The organism is Flavobacterium sp. XN-5, assembly GCF_008033395.2.
GTDB lineage: Bacteria > Bacteroidota > Bacteroidia > Flavobacteriales > Flavobacteriaceae > Flavobacterium > Flavobacterium hiemivividum.
Genome location: NZ_VOGZ02000010.1, coordinates 17,148 through 38,597, shown reverse-complemented (window position 1 = coordinate 38,597; position 21,450 = coordinate 17,148). Strand labels below are relative to the sequence as shown.

Below are 21,450 nucleotides of genomic sequence, written 5' to 3'. Positions count from 1 at the left end.
AGAAAGCCATTATGTTACCATTAAAATTAAGTATTAGCGGTTTGTATTCCTATCAGAAAAAACAAACTATTGATTTTGAAGAATTGACGAATGCCGGTTTATTCGGGATTTTTGGAGCTGTGGGTTCTGGAAAATCTTCCGTTTTAGAAGCTATTGGTTTTGTTTTATATGGCGAAACGGAACGTTTGAACAATAGAGACAAACGCTCTTATAATATGCTGAATTTAAAATCAGATAAAGCCAATATCGAATTTGAATTCTTAAATTTTGAAGAACGAAAATTCAAATTTGTAGCTGATTGGAAAAGAAATAAAAAGCGTTTTGAAGAAACCACTTCTATAGAACGGTTGGCTTATGAATGGAAAGCGGAGCAATGGATTCCAATGACTTCAGCCGATGCGACTGACATTATTGGACTTACCTACGAAAATTTTAGACGTACTATTATTATTCCGCAAGGAAAGTTTAAGGAGTTTTTAGAGTTGAAAGGCAAGGACCGTTCGGACATGATGAAAGAAATTTTTCATTTGCAACGCTTTGATTTGGCTTCGAAAGTAGGAATCGCACAAAGTGCTACCAGAACACAATTAGACCAATTAAAAGGTGCTTTGTCTGGATTTGAAGCTATTTCTTCAGAAGCAATTGTAGCTTTAGAAAATGAAGTTGTAGCTGCTACTAGCGAATTGCAAAAGGATAAATTAGAATTGGAATTGGTGGAGAATGAATTCCAAAAAATGACAACTTTAAAGGCGAATTTTGAAGATTTAGAAAAAAAGAAAAATCATCTTTCTAAATTGAATGTTGAAAAAGTTGCGATTGATGCGTTACAGCTAGAAATTGATTTATTCGAAAAAACGGAACGGAATTTTAAATCCAATTTAGTCACATTAAAAACAGAGAAAACGGCTTTAGAAAAATCGAAAGGAAATCTGATTTCGACTGAGAATCAGAAGAAATTAATAGCAGAAATTAATTTGAAAAGGCAAGCCGCTTTAGAAATCTTGCAGCCTGATTTTAACGCTCTCGAGAATTCTAAAAACAAAGTTTCCGATTTAGAATCGATAGAAAAAACCGTAACTGCAAAGGCGGAAGTAGCAATTATTGATGAAAAAATAAAGGTTGAAGAAGCCTTGTTTTTGGAAAGTGAGAAAAAAGAAAAGGATTTAGTAGTTAAATTGGGCACAATTCAGACTCAATTGGTTGATGTCAAAAAAAATCGATTGGATACTTCTTTCATAATTGAGTTAGGAACTTGGTATCATCAACAACTAGTTTTAAAGAATAATTTAGAAGAGAATAACAAAAAACAGGATGCTTCGCAAAAGCAATTAAAATCAAAAACCGATGCTTTTCTGCTCTTGGAATTGCCTTTTGAAAGTTGGAAAACCGTTTTAAAAACAAAGTCAGAAACACTTACTTTAGAAAAGGAAAAAGCAATTGAAAAAAGAACTAAACTTTTAGTTTCAAAACAGTTGGTACAGTATGCTGTGAATTTGCACGATGGTGAAAATTGTCCGCTTTGTGGTTCGCAAGAACATCCGAATGTTATGCAAGGCGAAGATGTTTCGAATCAATTAGAAATTATTTCTAATACAATTACTGATTTAGTTAATGAAGAAACAAAATTCAGTTTGAAAAAGGCAGAATGCGAAAAATTAGCATTCGAAATAAATCATTTTCAAGAGCAATTAAAAGTAATTAGTGCGGAAAGAGAAAGTGTTGAAAATGCGCAAAAAAGCCACTTATCAAAATTCATTTGGAAAGATTTCGATCCAAAAGATTCACAACTTTTTGAATCCAAAAAAACGGAACAACAACTTTTAGAAAAGGCAATAATTAAGTTAGAAGAAAACGAAAAAGAACTTCGCAAGGAGCAAGAAGCTATTGCTTTGTCACTAAAAAATTACAATACTACTAAAGGCGAATTACAAACGAAGAAGGCTGCTAAAAGCGGTAGGATCGAAAATGAATTATCACAATTGAAAGTGCTTTCATTTATGGATTACGAATCAATTTCGGTAGCATCAATTCAAGCCGAAAAAATAGCTTTACACGCTAAAAATTTAAAAATAGCAGAAGATTATCAGATTATAAAAGAGATTATTGCTAAGGAAAATCAAGAATTAGCAACGCTAACTGGAAGTTTAGCAGCTATTGAATTACAAGTTGTTGAGAATGAAAAGGCAGTAGCGCAGACAGCAAAAATTATTGCAGAATTGCTTCAGGAACATTATTTTTCATCTGTTGAAGAAGTGAGAACGATACTTATTAAAAATTGGGACTTAGAGGCTGAAAAAGAGAAAGTAAAACTTTTTTCCGTCAACTTTCTGAGTGCAATTAATTCGGTTTCAGAAGCAGAAAAATTGATACTAGGAAAAACTTTCGAAAGTAAACTTCTAGAGGAAAAAACAACACAATTTGCTGCATTGCAATTAAAATATGAAACCCAGTTAGGTAAGGTCTCGACTTTGCAAGATAACTTAAAAAGAATTCAGGCTGCTTTTGCCGAAAAAGCCGAATTATTAGCACAGTATGAAGTATTGGAAACTCGAGCTACTAACCTGGGAACTCTAGCAAATATGTTCAGCGCGAGTGGTTTTGTGAACTATGTTTCGAGTATTTACTTGCAAAACTTATCTGATGTTGCCAATGTGCGTTTTCATCGAATGACTAAAAATCAGTTGAGTTTAACAATTAATAGTTCCAATGAATTTGAGGTGATTGATTACCTAAATGACGGAAATTCAAGAAGTGTAAAAACGCTTTCTGGAGGTCAAGGTTTTCAGGCTTCTTTATGCTTGGCTTTGGCATTAGCCGAAAGTGTTCAATCCTTAAATAAGAATGATAAGAATTTCTTTTTTATCGATGAAGGTTTTGGAACTCAAGATCCAGAGAGTATCGCGATTGTCTTCGAAACCTTGCAATCGCTATATAAAGAGAACCGAATTGTTGGAATTATTTCACATGTGGGCGAACTGCAAGAACGAATTCCGCGTTCTATAAATGTGGTAAAAGACGCAGATAATGGTAGTGTGGTAAGCGAAAGTTGGAATTAAAATAGTTCCTAAAAACTATAAAAAAGGCGACAACAAGCGAACCAATATTTTATTGTGAATATTCTCCCGAAGCGGCTCGTCTTCCACGATCTTTTTGCTGTAAAGTTTTCGCTTTCGACAATTGATACCAAAGGAAAAATAGAACAGTATTCCTGCTACGGGAACAAAAACGATGAAAAGAATGTACGCCAAAGACTTAGTGCTACTTCGAGTGTCATAAAGCACTCTAAGAATCACAAATAAGATTAAAAGTGAATAAGTAATTTGGGCGATTAGTATCCAGTTCATATTTCATGTAGTTACTATTTTTTGATTTATCTCGGATCAAATAAATAGCAATCAATATTAAATTTCCGCCAAAAACATACCAAATTGTAAATTCTAAATTAATTCATATACACTGCTTCAAAAACAGCTAAAGGCGCTCTTTTTCCCATATTCAAGCATAGAATATCGTCTTTTACAGTGTAATTGTCTGCTAAATTAAAAACCGCTAGAAACTCACTATCGTTAATGGCAAGATCTGGACAAACTTTCATCGTTACAGCCATATTTTTAAAACGGATTCTGTTAACTTCTTCTAGAATAAATTCGCCGGATAAGGCATTACAACCTGCAAATCCAGTGACTCTATTATCATTTGTTTTTAAGATAAAATAGATTTCACGTTCTTGATTTTCTTTCATTTTAATATCTTTCCCTTGCAGTATTTTAAGTTTCCAATATTTTTCGGCAATTGTTTCGCCGTTCGATTCTGGATTTGTTTTTTTAGTAGGATTACAGCTCATCACGATCAGCGCTAATAATGCAATAAGTGGACTTTTTACGTTCATATTTATGAGTTTTATATAAAGATATTAATAGTTGGTAAAATTTGGAGTGAAAATGAAATGATATTCAAAAGTTAAAGATTTTTTTCGGGCTTTAACGGGATAATTTAGTTACGATCAAGTGCAAGATTTAAAGTAATTGATTGGTACAAAAAAGTGCTAAAAGACTGTAAATGTATTAGCGTTTAAACTGAGTTAGGCATTTCGACAATAACAGCTTATTCTATCTCAAAACCTGTTTGGTAAGTAGTAAGTGCATCGCTTTTTACAAAGTTCAAATTTTGGTTTTGATATTTAATATTGGTTAGAAATTGTTCGTTTTGGAATTGGGATGTTGTAAAAGTAAAATCATCAATGTTTAAGCTATCTTTAGCAATTTTTAATTCCATCGAAGCTATTAATCCAATCTCCTTTTTGATTATATAGATGCCACTTTCTAATTGATTTGAATCAAAAATAGGGTTTTTCTCGATTTGGTATAAGGGAAATAAAACCATTTCATTGAATAGCTGGTTTGGTTTTACTTTTAAGACTTTGCGGCGTTTGAACCAAAATTCGATGTGGCTCTTTGGTTTATCTAAAACTCCCGATGTTACAGCGGCCTCTAAGTCTAAAATAGAAGTTAGCTTGCTGTCTCTTAATTGATGATAGAAAAACGGATCCAAGAGTAAGTCGGTTAATGAGCAGTTCTTTCTCTTCGCGATTTCATTCCATTGTTGATACCTATCAGCGTCCAAATGTATTTGCCTGATTTCTATTCCTTCTCCTAATAAGTTGATTTTTATTTTGGACATTAATTTAATTTATTCGTTGCGAAGATAAGGAGTCATGCTTTGTGTTTCTTATTTTATTTCCCAATCTACGTCGCCCAAATCGAGTTCGCCATTCATATCAACCGTTAACCAGGTTGCTCCAGGAAAGGCGTGGTTTAAGGTAATCGAAAATCCTGAAAGTGTGCTGTGTTCTAGATTTTTTCCCGCTTCGTTTTGTAATTTAGCGGTTAGTTTTTCGTGCTGTTCATCTGTTAATTTAATTCGCAATTCCTTCATAATAGGTTGTCATTTGGTTGTTGTTTTTTTGTGTCATTTGTTTTTTCCAATAATAGAATTTGATTGCGCCAAATTGTGAAGCTGCACTCAATTGTAGTTTTATTTCAGAAGGTCCATTTGACGAAAGAATTCAGTTACTTCTATCTCGAAAATGCCTAGTGGGATTTGATGTTCCATTTGCTTGTGAATGGAGATTTTGAAATCGGTATATGGGAGTCGGTTTTCAGCCAGCCATTTTAGATTATCATTGGCTTTGATAACGTCATCTTGAGCACCTAAGGCAAAGTGCAAAAGTGATGCGGTTTTCGAAGGATTTATTGCGGGAATGTTTTGGGGAACGGGTCTATGTGGCAATGCTGGATTATAAAGTAGTGCAGGACAGAGGATTGTGTTAGCGATATAATAGCCCATAAAACCGCCCATGCTGCTTCCAATTACCACATCAAATTGATACTCCTCGTTCATTTTTACAAGTAAATCATAAACATTTGGATTACTATAGTAATCTAAGTCAGGTGCGATGACGGCGCCGAAGCGTTCTAAAACGGTTCTTTTTTCTGGACTTAATTTGCTTTCGAGTCCGTGTAAATATAAAATAGTCATTGGTTTTTTATTTTAGGGTTTAAAATTCGTCGTATAAGTTGTTTTTGAAATACAATTTAATTTCGGCTACTAATTCTTCTTTAGAAGTTACTTGTTTTGGCCAAACGTTCCCATGTAAAGTAGTCTTCATTTACTTCAGCATATTTATCGTCGTCTATGGAACGTCCAGTGGAGCCTGAAGACGGATGCGTTTCCAGTATTTTTTGCTTTATTTCCTCGACAGTCATACGCTGTTATTTATTATACAAAAATAGTGGGTTCTAGCGCCATGACGTGACGTTGTTAATTTGGTTTTTTAATATTACTCCTTTTTCTAGCGGTTATTTTTAAAAGTAGCTGTAATTTGTTAGTAAATTTCTAAATCGCATAATTTAATCACATAAAAGGGCTGTCTCAAATGAAAATTGAGGCCGCTTTTTTTTGCAATGCTGTAAAAAAAGATGGATAGTGGCGATTATTTTGTCCAAAACGAATTAGGGTTTTAGTTCTCCTGATTGTTATTTAGATGATTCTGTTGTATTTTGAAGATATCTTATTTTACAAAATTCGATTGCTGGTTTCCTAAATTTGAGTATTCTAATTAAAGAATTTAGTCATCAGAATTTAGTTTTTTCGAATAAACTTATGATTTTTTTCTGTGCAGAAATAAATTAAACTTAATGGTTGTGCGGTGAAAATTGGACGTTAATATTGATCTAAGTTCTTGGTATAATTTTGTTTTATTTTGTAAGTAAAAAAGCATTAATTAACTATAAATTTGTATTTTATCGAATTAAAATGTATTTTATCGTATTTTTTTATAAATTTGATTATTTTGTTTTAGATCTAACCCGACCATAAAAACACTCAAATTTAAATCTAATTAATTCATGTTTTAAATACTATGGCTACCGAAAGACATTCGAATTCACTCGCTGTTAAGACTGATTTTTATAAAAAATTATTATTTGAATCAACTGATTTAATTTTTCATATGACAATATCGAAAGATGGAACATTTTTTTTTCCTTTTTTGAGTAAGTCTGTGATAACTCATTTCAATTTAACATCCGAAGAAATCAGTGGCGATGCTTTTGCAGTTTTAAAAAGCAAGATTGTAGCGGAGGATTTCAGGGGTTTTCTACAATCCATAGATGAATCTATAAAAGATTTAAAAACGTGGGCTCATGAGTTTCGAGCGACGGTTTCTAATAAAGGAATTTTATGGTTTAAAGGCATTGCAAATGTGGAGTATACAGAAGACAATACAATTAATTTCTATGGAAAAGTCACGGAGGTAACCGAATATAAAAGACGGGAATTAAAGTTAAAGCTTTCAGAAGAGCGTTTTCAATTTGCTCTCGAAGCTTCATCTGAAGGAATTTGGGACTATAATATAAAAGAGGATAAAATATTTTTCTGTTCTCAATCTATGAAAATACTTGGATTTAAAGAAGAAGATACTTTTCATGCCATAGAAATATGGGAAAATAGAATTCATCCATTAGATAAAGAAAAATACCTTAGTGATGTTCAATTGCATATTGACAATGTTACTACAAACTATGAAAATTCAAAACGGATTTTGACAAAATCGGGGGATTATAAATGGATTTTAACTCGTGGAAAAATAATTGAGCGGGATTCAAATAACAACCCTATTCGAGTTATGGGGACTCATACTGATATTTCTTCACAAAAAGAAAAGGAAGGCGAAATTATAAAGTCACTTGAAGTTATTGGCGAGCAAAATAACAGGTTATTAAATTTTGCCTATATCGTTTCGCATAATTTGCGTTCTCATGCTGGAAATATCGAAATGTTATTGAATATAATGGAAGATGAAAAAGATGAAGCTAGTTTAAAGGAAACTAATTTACATTTACGGTCCTCATCTCTTGCTTTAACTGAGACAATCGAGCATTTAAAAGAGTTGGTAGAAATTCAAACGGAGTTGAATCACAAAAGTGAAAAACTAAATTTAAATGCTTATATCACAAAAACCTTAGCCGTTTTAGGTACCGAAATAAGTAAAAATAAGGTTGTAATTCAGAATTCGATTTCAAATGAAGAAACGATAACCTTTAACGCTGTTTTTTTAGAAAGTATATTATTTAATCTTACTTCTAATGCAATAAAGTATTCTCGGGAAGGCATAATTCCAGTCATTAGTTATACGATATTATCAGAAGAATCACGTAAAACATTAGTAATAAAAGACAACGGATTAGGAGTAAATTTAAAGTCAAATGGAGACAAACAAATTGGAATCTATAAAACTTTACACAATAATCATGACTGCAGGGACATTGCATTATTTATTACACAAAACAAGATAAAAGCGATGGGTGGAAGCATAGAAGTAGAAAGTATAGTAGGAGAGGGAACTGTTTTTAAAATACATTTTAATGAAGAAGTATAAAGATGTATATATCATTGACGATGATAAAATTGTGCATTTTGTCATTAAAAAATTATTGGCAAGCCTAAAAATGGATCTTAATTTATCCTTTTTTTTTAATGGATTTGAAGCCATTGAAAAGATAGGTAATGATCTAAGTTCAGGTGCAGATTTACCGGATCTAATTTTACTAGATATAAATATGCCTATTATAGATGGATGGCAGTTTCTGGATGAATTTAGAAAATATAACAATGCTAGCGGTAACAAGACCCATGTTTACATAATTAGTTCATCAAATAGTATTTCAGATATTAATAAAGCCAAAGAATATCAAGATCAAATAAAAGAATATATTCTAAAACCAATAACAAAAGAGGATTTGAAAAAGATCTTTTAGCTAGAAAAGAAGAGCTTGATTTATTAAAATTAGCTAATATTTTAGTTAAGAAATATTAGTTGATTTTAAACCGTAAAACATAAAAAAAACCAACATCTGTTGGGGTTTTGTGACCATGAATGAACAATTTACAAACCATTTTATACAAGATTTGAAGAAATTAGCTATGTGGAATCCTTTATAGGAAGAACAAATCTGTTTCTAGTTTTAAGTAAATTTATGCCAATGTTTTTAGAAAACCCACATCATAATTTAGCTAGGGAAGAGGTGTTTTTTTAACTTGGAATAAGAGGCAAAATATTTATAATAATAATTGAGCTAAATATTTCAGGTAGTTAAAAAATTAATAACAAAATTCAGGTCGTTTTTTCTTATATATATATCGATATTTTATTAGAACATCTAATAATTAATTGTGTGTTTTGACGACAATATTAATTAAGTAATAAATTTTAAGCGTTCTTAAGTACATTCTATTTAAATTAAGGATATATAAATTTGTGCTATTTTTATTATATTAAAACAATAAAAATCCAAAAAACAAAGCCGTAAAACTTTCTATTTCAAATTGATACGAATTTCAGCTTGTTATTGTTAATCATTTAAATTACTTTTGCACCCGAAAAACGATAGCAATTATTCTCCAACTTTCAATTCATCAAATTTTAAGCATTAGAGTAGTAGATGAGTTTAAATAGTCCCCCAAGAGTTTAATTTTTGAATATGAAAAATGAAATTGCAGGTTATCGAAGCCTCTTTTATCAAAATCCTTCCCCGTCCTTTGTTTACGAAATAGAAACTTTTAAAATAGTTGATGTTAATAAAGCTGCACTACAGCTTTATGGATATACAGCGGAGGAATTTCTGTCCTTAACTGTAAAAGATTTTACTGTAAAAGAAGAGATTGCTCCATTATTGAGTATTCATCAAAACATTCAAAGGCGAGACGAAAATTTCTTTTTAGGAAAATTTACGCATCTAGCAAAATCGGGCGAATTGCTGAATATGGAAATCAGTGGCTATCACACTACTTTTCAGGATAGTAACTGTATTTTGGCAGTTTGTCAAGACAATACCAGTATAGAAAAACAAAATACTGACGCAAGTCAATTGCTAAATGCTTCTTTGGACGTTCTTTGTTCAGTAGATGAAGAAGGAAATTTTAAATTTGTTAGTGCTGCGGCAAAGCAACTTTGGGGCTACGAACCTGAGGAATTAGTCGGCGCGCACTTCGGACAATTGCTTGTTGGGGAAGATATATTCAATACCAATAAAATGGAAGAAGCTATTTTAAGTGGTCAACATTTAAACACTTTTGAAAATCGGTATAAGAAAAAGGATGGAGGTATCGCCTATAATCTATGGTCTGCCAAATGGGATAGTGAAACAAAACTTATCTATTGTGTTGCCAGGGATGGCAAGGAAAAATTAAAGCAACAAGAGGCCATTTCACTCAGTGAACAGCGTTTTAAAACATTGGTTCAAGAAGGTTCTGACCTTATAGCAATACTAGATAAGGAAGGAAATTATACTTATGTTAGTGCTACAAGTACTACCGTTCTAGGAATCCCTACAGAAGAGTTAATCGGAAAAAATGCATTTGAATTCATTCATCCAGAGGATGTAGAAAAAACCTTGGCTAGCTTACAAAAAATATTTAAGACTAATAAGGTTACTTTAGAGCCTTTTCGTTTTACAAACAACAAAGGCGAATGGATATGGTTAGAAACGGTATTAACCAATATGTTGGACAACCCTACAGTTCAAGGAATTGTTGCTGACTCTAGAGATATCACAGAATCGGTTAATGCTCAAAAACAAATTGAAGCTAGTGAACTTTTTAACCGTACTGTTTTAGAAAGTAGTCCAGACTGTTTTAAAGTTTTAGATGCCAACGGAAGAATTCAATACATGAATTACAACGGACTTTGTCAGATGGAAATCGATGATTTTTCAACGGTAAAGGGCATGAGCTGGCGGACATTGTGGGGAAGCGAAAACGAAAGCTTGGTAAAAGACGCACTGAATAAAGCCCTAAAAGGAGAAAGAGCACAATTTACTGCTTTTTGCCCTACTGTCAAAGGTAATTTTAAATGGTGGGATGTGTTAGTATCTCCCGTAGGAAAACCTGGCGAACCGATAGCGCAAATTATTTCCGTTTCAAGAGATATTACGGAGCAAAAAAAAGAAGAACATCAATTAAAATTACTCAACAGTGTAGTAACTAACACCACTGATGCCGTTTTAATTACAGAAGCGGAGCCTTTTGATGAACCTGGTCCAAGAATTATCTACGTAAACGATGCGTTCACAAAAATGACTGGCTATACAGCAGATGAAGTAATTGGTAAATCTCCTCGTTTCCTTCAAGGGCCCAATTCTAACAAAAAGGAACTTGCAAAACTGGGTACCGCACTTCGAAATAGGGAGACCTACGAAATAACCACGATTAATTACAAGAAAAATGGAGAGGAATTCTGGATTAATTTTACAGTAACACCAGTTGCTGATGAAAAAGGATGTTATACACACTCGATTGCGATAGAACGGGATGTGACTGAACAAAAGAACAAAGAACTAGAACAAGAATTATTGGCAAAAATTAGTATAAATTTTAATGCCGAGAATGATTATGTAGCTGCATCCTATAAGTTATGCAAATCCATCAGTAAATTTGGAAGTTTTGATTTTGTCGAATTATGGACCCCAAATCTTGAGAAAAGCGAAATGCAACTTTGTAGCCATTATCTAGCTGATTATGGGGATGAAAAGTTTTATGACTACAGTCAAGGTGTAAAAACTTTTAAATTATCCGAAGGTTTAATTGGAAAAGTATGGTCAGATCGAACACAGCATCTTTGGAATGATACTGAAATATCCAAAGGTTTTGTAAGAAAAGAGGCGACCCAAAAAATAGGAATAAAATCGATATTAGGAATTCCATTGTTCTTTAATGATGAAGTGATAGGAGTACTTCAGATTGGTACGAAGAATGACACTAGCTATTTAAAAAACTTTGCTAGAATATTTAAAAAACTCGAGGGATTTATAGGATCTGAACTCAACCGAAAAAAGCTTGAAAACGATCTGAATCATTTATTCGATTCGATACCAGACATTCTTTGCTTAATAGACTTTAAAGGACGATTTTTAAAGATGAATAATGCTGGTTGCGAATTAATGGGCTATGTAGAAGAAGATATACTTTATCATCAATTAGAAGATTTTGTTTGCCCAGAAGATCAAGGAGTTTTCTCAGCAAAACTTATAAATTTAGAAAAAGAAGAAAACGAATATAAACTTGAAAATCGCTTTATTAGTAAAACGGGTAAAATTGTTTGGCTTAGCTGGACTTGTAAGTCTATTTTAAATGAAGGGATTATCTATGCCTCTGCAAAGAACATTACTGAAAAAAAGAAGCTTAGGGAATTATACCGTCAAAGCAATAGTTTGGCCAAAATTGGAAGTTGGAAGATTGACTTAATTAACCAAACGGTATATTGGTCAGATGAGATTTATCAAATGTATGAAACAGATCGAATTTCATTTACTCCAAGTTTGGATGGTACGATCAATTTTTATCGAGAAGATTTTAAAGAACTGGCCCAAACAAGTATTCAGAAATGCATAGATACAGCAGAGCCTTTTGACTTTGAAGCGGTATTAGTGACAGCCAAAAAGAAAGAGGTTTGGATACGTATTATAGGAAGTTGCGAATTGGTTAATGGTCAAAGTACTCGCATTTATGGTAGCTGTCAAGATATTAATGACCGTAAAGAAGCCGAATTGAGACTGCAATCTTTAGCAGATAATTTGCCTGGGGTTGTTTATCAATATCTTATTTATCCGGATGGTACAGATACTCTAAAATATGTCACTAAAGGAGCAGAACAAATATGGGGCTATACAGCTGATCAAGTAATCCAAGATAATCAATTGATCTGGGGCCGCATTAAAACTTCTGGAGAAATTGAAAAACTTAAAGAAAGTATTAGAGAGTCTATAGTCTCCAAATCAAAGTGGAGTGCTCGGTGGAAATACATACTGCCTAGTGGTGAAATAAAAACTCATTTGGGTTATGGAACACCTACTTTTTTAGCTGATGGAACCGTATTATTCAATTCTGTGATTTTGGATATAACAGATGAAGCTAAGAACGAGGAACTCGTAGAACAGGTTACAAATCAAGCAAAGATCGGTAGTTGGGAAGTAGAGTTGGGTGAAAACAAAGCTACAATATCGGATATCATGTATGATATACTAGAAATAGAGCGTAAAGATTATTTAGTTGATTTAGAAAGTTGGATTAATTTTTACAGAGAAGATTTTCGCTCTTTGGCACAATCAAAGATAGCAGATTGTTTTGAAAAAGGCATTTCAGTTGATTATGAAGCGGTTATTATCACTCCCAACAAAAATGAAAAATGGGTTCGAATAATAGGTAGTGTTGAAAAAATAAAGGGTAAGGCTAATAGAATCTATGGTAGTTTTCAGGATATTACTACTCTTAAAGATACGGAGAATAGATTAAGCTCAATTACGGGAAATTTACCCGGAGTTGTATATCAGTATGTTATTAGCCCAGATGGATCAGATTGCGTGAGGTATGTTTCGGCAGGATGCGAAGAATTGTGGGGTTTTACTGTGGAGGAAGTTAGGGAAGATATCAATGTGATATGGGATCAAATTAAAGCAGGTGGACAATTTGAGGAGGTTCAACAAACTATTCTTAAATCGATAGAAACCAAAACGAAATGGGTAAGTCGTATAAAATACGTAATGCCTACAGGGGAGCTTCGGACACATTTAGGTTATGGAGCGCCCATTTTTATGGCAGACGGGACGGTTTTGTTCAACTCAATTATTCTCGATATAACGCAGGAGGTTAGAAACGAGGAATTATTAGCTCAAGCTAGCCATATGGCTAGAATTGGCAGTTGGGAATTGGATTTATTAAACCAAAACGGAGCGCATTTGTACTGGTCTCCTATGATAAAGAAAACTTTAGAATTAGAGGAGAATTATAATCTAACGCTCAAAGAGTCCTTTGCTTTTTATGTAGGTGAAAGTAAAGAACGTATTAAGACCGCTATTGATCTATTAATTAGGGAAAATTTAGAGTTTGATGAAGAAGTATTAATGAAAACAGGCCTAGGTAAAGAACGATGGGTGCGTTTCATTGGTAAAAGTGAAACCGTCAACAATGCCTGCACTAAAATTTATGGCAGTTTTCAGGATATTCATTTCTCGAAATCACTAGAAATGAACGTTGTAGAGATATTAGGGAGTATCTCAGATGCTTTTTATGCTGTTGACAGCGACTGGAATTTTACTTATTTTAACAAAGAGGCCGAACGATTATTAGAGCATTGCGAAAAAGAGGTGATCGGAAAGAGTATATGGGAGGTTTTCCCCGCTGTAGTTAATACTTATCTTCATAAAATGTATACTAAGGTATCTCAAACGCTTGATCCGGAAACGTTTGAATATTTTTATCCTGCTGATGAAAAATGGTATGAAGTAACTGCAAACCCTTCAGATGGTGGTGTATCTGTATATTTCAAAAATATAGATGATCGGAAAATAGCAGCTGAAAAACTCCAAAAAGCATTTGAAGAAAAGGACAAGATTTTGGAAAGTATTGGGGATGCTTTTTTTGCTGTTGACAATGACTGGGTAGTTACCTATTGGAACAAAGAAGCGGAACTAATTTTAGATCGAAAAAAAGAAGCAATAATTGGTAGGTATCTTTGGGATGAATATGAAGATGCCATTGATTCTGACTTTTTCTATGAATACCACAAAGCAGTAGCGACCAAAGAAGCGACTTATTTTGAAAGTTATTATCCAACTCTTAATAAATGGTTTGAAGTATCGGTTTATCCATCTGATGAAGGCTTGTCGGTCTATTTCAAAGATGTAACATTGAGAAAAGAAAGCGATATACGACTGGAAGAAGCAAACGAACGCTTTGAGAAAGTAACCGAAGCGACCAATGACGCCATCTGGGATTGGGATTTAGTTAACGAAACCTATTATCGCTCCAAGGCCATTGAAAAGTTTTTTGGAAAAAAAGTTTCAGCTTCACTTCCTAATAGTGTTTTCTGGAAAGATAGATTTCATCCTGAAGATCTTGAAAATATTCAAAAAAGTATGTCAGAAGCGATAGCTGATCCATTAACGAACCGTTGGGAGTTAGAATATAGAGTATTAAATGAAAATGGAAATATAGTTTATGTGAATGACCGAGGAATAATTGTCAGAAACCATGAGAATAAAGCAATTCGTATGGTAGGGGTAATGACCGACATTTCTATACAAAAACAGATGACAGCCCAACTTAATGAACTTAACGAGTCTCTACAACAACATGCGGCAGAACTAGAACGATCTAACGAAGAGCTAGAACAATTTGCTTTTGTGGCTTCTCATGATTTACAGGAACCACTGCGAATGATTTCTAGTTTTATGGATTTGTTAAAGCGAAAGTATGGCCATCTTCTTGACGAAAAGGGACATCAATATATTTACTTTGCCACTGATGGTGCGAAAAGGATGAAACAAATCATTCTTGATTTATTAGATTATTCTAGATCGACTAAACCTACTGAAGGAAAAGATGAAGTGGATATCAATCTGGTTGTTAATGAATTCAACCAATCAAGAAGAAAACTAATTCTGGAAAAATCTGCTACAATTACGTCTAATGAATTACCGGTATTACTGACTTACAAAGCAGCTGTATCACAAATATTACATTGTTTACTTGACAATGCATTGAAGTATTCTAATCCCAACATTCCGCCAATAGTGGAAATTAATGCTTTGGAGATGGAAGAGGAGTGGCAAATCTCTATCAAGGACAATGGTATAGGAATTGAGACTCAATTTTTTGATAAAATATTTTTAATCTTTCAACGACTTCACAACGCTAACCAATATAGCGGAACCGGAATAGGACTTTCTATTGCTAAAAGGCACGTAGAATACTTAGGAGGACGCATTTGGCTAGAGTCTGAGCCAGAAAAAGGTTCTGTATTTCATTTCACAATTCCAAAAATAAAATAATCATGAATAATCTACCATTAAAATTGGCTCAGATACTTTTAGTAGAAGACAACGAAGGAGATATCTTACTTACTAGGGAAGCATTTGAAGAATGCAAAGTTAAAACAGAGATTATCATTGCAAGAAATGGTAAAGAAGCTCTTGATTTTCTATTTAATAAAGGAGAGTATATTGAGGCTAAAAAGCCAGACCTTATACTTCTTGATATCAATATCCCAATTTATAATGGGCATGAGGTTTTAAAACAAATTAAAGCGGACTCGGAATTGAAAAAAATTCCAGTGATCATGCTAACCACATCGTCTAACCAAAAAGATATAGATCGTGCGTATGGAAATCATTGCAATAGTTATGTAAAAAAACCACTTGACATCGATGAATTTTTAAGTGCCATACTAAAAATAGAGGAGTTTTGGCTACAACTAACAACATTTCCTAAATAAGACGATGCAGCAAATAGACCAATATTCTGAGAATTTATCTGTCCTTATCATAGAGGATAATGAAGGTGATTTTGTTTTAATTGAAGATTATTTAATTGAAAAATTTAAACTTGCAACCATTAATCGTTGTTCTGACTTTGCAAGTTCGATTAATTTTATTCAAGATTCTAAAGAAAAAATCTCTATAATCTTATTAGATTTAAACTTGCCTGATTTAAAAGGTCTAGAATTAATAAACAGCGTTTTAGCTTATGATTTTCAAATTCCAATCGTTATTCTAACGGGATATTCTGATTTATCGATGGCTAGAAGCAGTCTTCGAATGGGGATTTATGATTATCTGGTAAAAGATGAAATGAACCCTGCAATACTTCACAAAACAATTATTTTTGCTTTAAACAGGAGTAGTTATATTAATCAAATTGCAGACGAAAAACGCAATTACGAAAACCTTTTCAATTTTAGCCCGCAACCTACTTGGCTTTTAGATCCTACCTCTTTAAGAATTCTTTATGCAAATTTAGCAGCACAAAGCAAATATGGATATGCTCTGGATGATTTTTTAAATATGTCTTTTCTGGAATTACATCCTGCAGAGGAAGAACAAACCATTAAGCATAAATTAATTGCACAGGAAGATGAAGACATTAGAAACCACTTTACACATTTTTTAAGCAATGGTAAGGAAATTAAAGTAGATGTCTATTTTAAAGAAATTAGTGGTCTGTCAAATATTGGTTTAATTGTACAAAGTAATGATATATCAGAAATTTTAAAACATATAAGCACTATCGAAATTCAAAATACAAAGTTGAGGGATATTGCTTGGACACAATCGCATGTGGTTCGCGCACCTCTTGCTCGAATATTAGGAATTATAAATTTGATTGAAGATGAAAAAGAAAATTTCGATGAAATTTTGTTTTGGATCAAGCAATTAAGAATATCAAGTAATGAAATGGATGATATAGTAAAAAAAATCGTGGAGCAATCAAATCATATTGTACAAGAATAATTTTGATTAAAATCAAATCACAATTACAGAACTAACAGAATTACTCCAGTTGAAGACTATAATATTTTTAACTGGAAACAATTAGATGTAGAGCAATGGATTATTAATCCGCATTCGATGCAGAGCGGTAATTATAGTTTACTCAATTATTAAGGATAGATCATAAGGAATACAAAAGCAAATAGATTAACTAGCAGTACCACACCATAAATAATATTCGATTTACCACTGCTTAAGGACAACATTACGGTAAAAACTGACAATCCTAAAAGCACTATAGATGTAATATCAAGACCGAGTATAATCGGCATTTCCATCATAATACAAACGATGGCCACAGCAGGAATCGTCAGTCCAATACTTGCTAAAGCAGAACCTAAGGCTAAATTGATACTTGTTTGTAATCTGTTCTTTCTGGCAGCTATTATGGCGGCAATAGCTTCGGGTAATAAAATAATGACAGCAATGAAAACACCTACCAACGATTTAGGTAAATTGTTACCAACTATGATACTCTCGATTGTAGGTGAAAGCGTTTTAGCTAATAGCACTACAATACCTAAGCTTAGAATAAGGAAGATCAGACTCGTAGAAAAAACTCTGTTTGTTATGTGAATCGGTTCAGCTACTTCTTCATTTTCGTCAGTGTCAACAGTCAGGAAATATTGTCGGTATCTTCTAGTTTGCGCAAATAAAAACGATCCATAAATTACTACACAGGCAATTGAAGCAAAAACAAGTTGAGGTGTTGAATAGTAAGAACCTTCCACACTTTTAGTGAAAGTAGGAAATACCAAGGTAAATACAATAATGGATACTAATGATACTAAAGCAATAGTTACAGATGAGGCAGAAAAATTTTGTTCGTAATGTTTCAAACCACCAATCAGTAAACACAGACCAATGATTCCATTCAAAATAAGCATAGTCGCAGCATAGACTGTATCTCTGGCTAACGATGCAGCTTCTGTGCCTTCGGTCATCATCAACGAAACGATTATAGAGACTTCAATAACAGTTATTGATATAGCTAAAATAATGGTTCCATAAGGCTCTCCAACGCGCTCTGCAATGATTTCAGAATGATGTACCGCCGACATCACACTAAGAATAAGTAATATACTAGCAATAATTTGGAAGAAACTGTTTTCGGCAATAAGGCCAGTAAATAAAAGTGTCCAGGCAAGTAAAGGGATAATAGTAGTCCACTGAAGTAATAATTTCATTTTTTAATTTCAATAAGTAAATAAATAATTCTGACAACCTATTATTTTAATTGCCGATCCATTTTCGCAAATTAAGTTTATTATTTAAAACTCGCAAATTAAGATAATTTAATGTTGTAATATGATGTGATTTAATCTTTTATTTTAAAGCCTATTTGTTTAATAATAAACTTTTTTTATTCTCTCCAAATGGATTGCTTTTTAATAATGTCCTCTTTTTTAGTTATGATTATGTATTGATAATCATGGAATTTATTAATTAATTTTATTCCTTTTTTTAAACCTAAAACCATGATTGAGGTACTAAAACCATTACACATTTCTGCATTTGGTCCAATTATAGTAACACTTATTAATTCTGTTGAAGGATAGCCAGTTTTTGGATTAATTATATGGGAGTATCTTTTGTCATTAATCTCGGCATACTTTTCATAATTTCCCGAAGTAGTAACCGCATTATTGCCTGAAAATTCTAAAATTTCGATAGTTTCACCCGTTTCTAAAGGATTGTTTACACCTATTCGCCAAGGATTGCCATTAATCTGTGTTCCCCAAGTAGCGATATCACCGGCAGCATTTATAATACCGGCTATGATACCTGATTCTTGCAATAGTTTACGTGCTTTATCTGCAGCATAGCCTTTCCCGATGGAACCAAAACCTATTTTCATTCCTTTTTTTGAAAGAAAAATTGTTGAGTTAATGCTGTCTAAAACTATATTTTTATAATTTACATTTACAATAGAGTTCCTAATTGCTTTTTTTGAAGGTAACTTTTCCATAGTTCCGTCAAATTTCCAAATTTTGTCCATCGCAACTATGCTTATATCAAAAGCGCCATTTGAAATTTCAGAAAACCAAATCGCCTTTTTTGTAAGTTCAAAAACTTCTTTGTCCACCTTAACCGGTTTTATGCCCGCATTTTGGTTTACTTTCGAAATTTGAGTTTGTGGTCGCCATTCAGAAATTAAATTTTCAATGCGTTCAATTTCTAGGATAGCTTTATTGATGTTTTGATGCGCCGAAATACTATCCGAATCAACCAAAGTGATTTGGAAAACACTTCCCATCAAATTTACAGTCTTAGTTTGTTCCACTTGACTGAATGAAAATGTGCTAATTAAAAGTAGTGTTGATTTTAAAAGAATAGGAATGATTTTCATTTACTGAATATTAGTAACAATCGGTTAAAATCTGATTGTTTTCTTTGTACGTCTCGAAGTTTTCTCCATTGTTTTTGCAGATTATAGCCAAAACAGCTTTTACATCTTTTTGCATTTTAAGAGCGCCGCAAATCATAATAACACCATTGTTTCTTAATAATTCTAGGAAGAAGTTTTGGTCTTTTTTTATCAAATCCATCACATATTGTGATGCTTCTTGTCGTGATAAAGCTAAATTAAAGGTGGAAAGTTTTTGCTTGGAAATATGCTTATATGCAATTTTTGAATATTTTTTAGTGAGCTCATCATTATTTCGAAAGCCACAATACAAATGCGTTTCCACCTTGCTTTTATTTTCGGCTAACATTCCTAAAAATGGTGCAATTCCTGTTCCGTTTGAAATCAAAGCCACTTTAGAAGCGTTCTTCGGAAAATGAAAGTGTGAATTCTTGATAATTCGCGCTTTAATTGAAGTGCCTTTTTGCAAGTTATATAAAAATTCGGATCCTAATCCATTTGGGTGCAATCGAACTATTAATTGTACAGAATTATCAACTTTACCGATGGAGTAAAAACGTTCGACCGAATCATTATTTGGATAAATAGCTAATAAATCACCTGATTTAAATTTTGTCAAAGCATTAGGTTTCAAGTTTAGCTTGAAAGTAATGACCTCATCCGAATTTATTTCTGCACGATCGACAACTTTTAAAACTTTTAATTTTGGTGCTTTTTGACTGTATAAAGAAGAGGCTGTTGCTATGGCTAAGCTATTCAAATTGGCCCAAACCGAAAGCCATTGTGTAAATTCTTCTGCAGATTTATCGTTTACAGTATGAAGCTTTACTGATTTCTCTGCCCAACTTTGTTCGGACAATAACACATCAACTTCTTTGGCATAGGCACAGAAATCGTGATAAGATTTAGATCCAAATCCTACAACCGAATACTGAATATTTTGTTTTTGTGGAAATTCACAAACTAGTTTTTTAAACTTTTTGGCATTAATCGGTGCTTCACCTAAACCATAAGTAGAAGTAAAAATAAGGAGTTGCTTCGCACTTGAAAAATTGACATAATTATTCATATCCGTTAGGTACGATTTCTTTCCATTTGCCTGCAACTGCTTATGAATCTGATTCGCAAATCCTAAGGTAGAACCATTTTCTGAACCTACTAAAAGTATAAATTCGCACTCATTTGCCTTATATTTATTCTTAATTCTTGTTTTAGTTCGTTTTAAAGTAATTGCAAAGCCAGAATAAATAAAAAGTAAAATATTGATAGAAGCGAAAGCCAAAATTATAGCCCAAACCCAATTTATTTGGCCGGTATGCAAGTCAAAACTAAACTTTTCTAATACTTGTGTGAAAGGATATTTAACTTCTTTTACGATTTGACCCGTTAGTTGATTTACTGTTATTTCACTATCTTTTAACTTTAAAATGTAAAATTCTTCCGGTTCATCTTCCATAAACGGAAATTCAATCTTTATAACATCAGACAATTTCGTTTCTTTAAATATAGAAAAACCAGTCAATGGAACTTCTTTCAGTTTTGCGTCTTCGGTATAATTAATCGCATTTGCTTTTTGGGTAGGAATAATTTCGAATCGAAGTAAAAATAAATATGTTCCTGTTAAAGCAATAATCAAAACAGGTTGTAACATGATTCTTCCGGTTACCACATGAAAATATTGGGCAAGCGAATCGTTATTTACCTTTGAAAAGAATTTCTTAATACCATTTTGACGTTTAATCAAAAGAATCGTCCCCGAAATAGCGATTAAAAAAAATAAAAACGAGGTCAATCCTACAATAAATCTTCCAGTTTCGTGAAGAAATAGTGAACGATGTAAAGCCAAATTCCATTGGATAAATTCGTTTTTTGGTTTTGGAATGCCTAATTGTTTTCCCGTAGTTGGATCTATATAAGCTTTAATCTCATTACCTTCTCCATCAAAACCTTCTAAAGTTACAAATTGGTTGTGATCTACTGAAATATTCGAGATTTCAGGATACACTTTACGTAATTCTGGTAAGACTTGAAGAAGTGTCAGTTCATTGAAATTGTCTATTTGATACGGATTTGTTTTCTCATTAGCCACATCAATAGCAAGAATAATTCCTGTTAAAGATGCAATAATAAGCACAAATGAGGCCAAAAGAGCTAAAACCAAATGGGCATACCGCCAAATAGACAATGTCATATTAGATT

General features: G+C 32.9%; 15 protein-coding genes. 6 read left to right on the top strand and 9 right to left on the bottom strand.

Going from position 1 to position 21,450, the window contains the following annotated elements; all coding sequences use genetic code 11:
- Window positions 1–11 precede the first annotated feature (11 nt).
- A complete protein-coding gene (locus FQU23_RS14465) occupies window positions 12–3,056 on the top strand; it encodes an SbcC/MukB-like Walker B domain-containing protein (RefSeq protein WP_147674451.1) in 3,045 nt (1,014 codons plus the stop codon).
- Window positions 3,057–3,071: 15 nt separating this feature from the next.
- On the opposite strand, the gene FQU23_RS14460 is transcribed toward FQU23_RS14465, so the two are convergent.
- The 6 genes from FQU23_RS14460 to FQU23_RS14435 form a co-directional block, all read right to left on the bottom strand.
- Window positions 3,072–3,344 (bottom strand): PLDc N-terminal domain-containing protein, encoded by a 273-nt coding sequence (locus FQU23_RS14460; RefSeq protein WP_245181126.1) that lies wholly within the window; start codon window positions 3,342–3,344, stop codon window positions 3,072–3,074.
- Between the two features lie 98 nt (window positions 3,345–3,442).
- A complete protein-coding gene (locus FQU23_RS14455; protein ID WP_147674450.1) occupies window positions 3,443–3,889 on the bottom strand; it encodes an META domain-containing protein in 447 nt (148 codons plus the stop codon).
- 215 nt (window positions 3,890–4,104) lie between these two features.
- Window positions 4,105–4,680 (bottom strand): hypothetical protein, encoded by a 576-nt coding sequence (locus FQU23_RS14450; protein ID WP_147674449.1) that lies wholly within the window; start codon window positions 4,678–4,680, stop codon window positions 4,105–4,107.
- Window positions 4,681–4,728: 48 nt separating this feature from the next.
- Window positions 4,729–4,935 carry a hypothetical protein gene (locus FQU23_RS14445; RefSeq protein WP_147674448.1) on the bottom strand — a complete coding sequence of 69 codons (207 nt, stop codon included), beginning with the start codon at window positions 4,933–4,935 and terminating at the stop codon, window positions 4,729–4,731.
- A gap of 99 nt (window positions 4,936–5,034) precedes the next feature.
- A complete protein-coding gene (locus FQU23_RS14440) occupies window positions 5,035–5,538 on the bottom strand; it encodes a YqiA/YcfP family alpha/beta fold hydrolase (RefSeq protein WP_147674447.1) in 504 nt (167 codons plus the stop codon).
- Between the two features lie 80 nt (window positions 5,539–5,618).
- Window positions 5,619–5,765 (bottom strand): hypothetical protein, encoded by a 147-nt coding sequence (locus FQU23_RS14435; protein ID WP_165425775.1) that lies wholly within the window; start codon window positions 5,763–5,765, stop codon window positions 5,619–5,621.
- Window positions 5,766–6,421: 656 nt separating this feature from the next.
- Between FQU23_RS14435 and FQU23_RS14430 the strand changes: the two genes are divergently transcribed.
- The 5 genes from FQU23_RS14430 to FQU23_RS14410 all read left to right on the top strand — a co-directional run bounded on the left by FQU23_RS14430 (window position 6,422) and on the right by FQU23_RS14410 (window position 16,844).
- Window positions 6,422–7,939: a sensor histidine kinase gene (locus tag FQU23_RS14430; protein WP_147674446.1), complete on the top strand. Its 1,518-nt coding sequence runs from the start codon at window positions 6,422–6,424 to the stop codon at window positions 7,937–7,939.
- A complete protein-coding gene (locus FQU23_RS14425; protein ID WP_147674445.1) occupies window positions 7,926–8,318 on the top strand; it encodes a response regulator in 393 nt (130 codons plus the stop codon). Before FQU23_RS14430 ends, FQU23_RS14425 begins: the two co-directional genes overlap by 14 nt.
- A 723-nt stretch (window positions 8,319–9,041) precedes the next feature.
- Complete coding sequence (locus tag FQU23_RS14420) at window positions 9,042–15,386, top strand: PAS domain S-box protein (protein ID WP_147674444.1); 6,345 nt, start codon at window positions 9,042–9,044, stop codon at window positions 15,384–15,386.
- Between the two features lie 2 nt (window positions 15,387–15,388).
- Window positions 15,389–15,829, top strand: a complete 441-nt coding sequence (locus FQU23_RS14415; protein WP_147674443.1) for a response regulator — start codon at window positions 15,389–15,391, stop codon at window positions 15,827–15,829.
- Window positions 15,830–15,833: 4 nt separating this feature from the next.
- Window positions 15,834–16,844: a response regulator gene (locus tag FQU23_RS14410; protein WP_147674442.1), complete on the top strand. Its 1,011-nt coding sequence runs from the start codon at window positions 15,834–15,836 to the stop codon at window positions 16,842–16,844.
- Between the two features lie 149 nt (window positions 16,845–16,993).
- On the opposite strand, the gene FQU23_RS14405 is transcribed toward FQU23_RS14410, so the two are convergent.
- The 3 genes from FQU23_RS14405 to FQU23_RS14395 form a co-directional block, all read right to left on the bottom strand.
- On the bottom strand, window positions 16,994–18,070 hold the full coding sequence (locus FQU23_RS14405) for a calcium:proton antiporter (protein WP_147674441.1): 1,077 nt from the start codon (window positions 18,068–18,070) through the stop codon (window positions 16,994–16,996).
- Window positions 18,071–18,246: 176 nt separating this feature from the next.
- The gene (locus FQU23_RS14400; protein ID WP_147674440.1) at window positions 18,247–19,233 is read right to left on the bottom strand and encodes an FAD:protein FMN transferase; all 987 of its coding nucleotides are present in this window, start codon (window positions 19,231–19,233) and stop codon (window positions 18,247–18,249) included.
- A 10-nt stretch (window positions 19,234–19,243) separates the two neighbouring features.
- Window positions 19,244–21,442: a PepSY domain-containing protein gene (locus FQU23_RS14395; protein WP_147674439.1), complete on the bottom strand. Its 2,199-nt coding sequence runs from the start codon at window positions 21,440–21,442 to the stop codon at window positions 19,244–19,246.
- Between the last annotated feature and the right edge of the window lie 8 nt (window positions 21,443–21,450).

Bases quoted from the DNA above. Each gene is read 5' to 3' on its own strand.
- FQU23_RS14405 (WP_147674441.1), bottom strand. From the start codon at position 18,070: ATGAAATTATTACTTCAGTGGACTACTATTATCCCTTTACTTGCCTGG.
- FQU23_RS14410 (WP_147674442.1), top strand. From the start codon at position 15,834: ATGCAGCAAATAGACCAATATTCTGAGAATTTATCTGTCCTTATCATA.
- FQU23_RS14400 (WP_147674440.1), bottom strand. From the start codon at position 19,233: ATGAAAATCATTCCTATTCTTTTAAAATCAACACTACTTTTAATTAGC.
- FQU23_RS14420 (WP_147674444.1), top strand. From the start codon at position 9,042: ATGAAAAATGAAATTGCAGGTTATCGAAGCCTCTTTTATCAAAATCCT.
- FQU23_RS14395 (WP_147674439.1), bottom strand. From the start codon at position 21,442: ATGACATTGTCTATTTGGCGGTATGCCCATTTGGTTTTAGCTCTTTTG.
- FQU23_RS14435 (WP_165425775.1), bottom strand. From the start codon at position 5,765: ATGACTGTCGAGGAAATAAAGCAAAAAATACTGGAAACGCATCCGTCT.
- FQU23_RS14425 (WP_147674445.1), top strand. From the start codon at position 7,926: ATGAAGAAGTATAAAGATGTATATATCATTGACGATGATAAAATTGTG.
- FQU23_RS14415 (WP_147674443.1), top strand. From the start codon at position 15,389: ATGAATAATCTACCATTAAAATTGGCTCAGATACTTTTAGTAGAAGAC.
- FQU23_RS14460 (WP_245181126.1), bottom strand. From the start codon at position 3,344: ATGAACTGGATACTAATCGCCCAAATTACTTATTCACTTTTAATCTTA.
- FQU23_RS14465 (WP_147674451.1), top strand. From the start codon at position 12: ATGTTACCATTAAAATTAAGTATTAGCGGTTTGTATTCCTATCAGAAA.
- FQU23_RS14455 (WP_147674450.1), bottom strand. From the start codon at position 3,889: ATGAACGTAAAAAGTCCACTTATTGCATTATTAGCGCTGATCGTGATG.
- FQU23_RS14450 (WP_147674449.1), bottom strand. From the start codon at position 4,680: ATGTCCAAAATAAAAATCAACTTATTAGGAGAAGGAATAGAAATCAGG.
- FQU23_RS14445 (WP_147674448.1), bottom strand. From the start codon at position 4,935: ATGAAGGAATTGCGAATTAAATTAACAGATGAACAGCACGAAAAACTA.
- FQU23_RS14440 (WP_147674447.1), bottom strand. From the start codon at position 5,538: ATGACTATTTTATATTTACACGGACTCGAAAGCAAATTAAGTCCAGAA.
- FQU23_RS14430 (WP_147674446.1), top strand. From the start codon at position 6,422: ATGGCTACCGAAAGACATTCGAATTCACTCGCTGTTAAGACTGATTTT.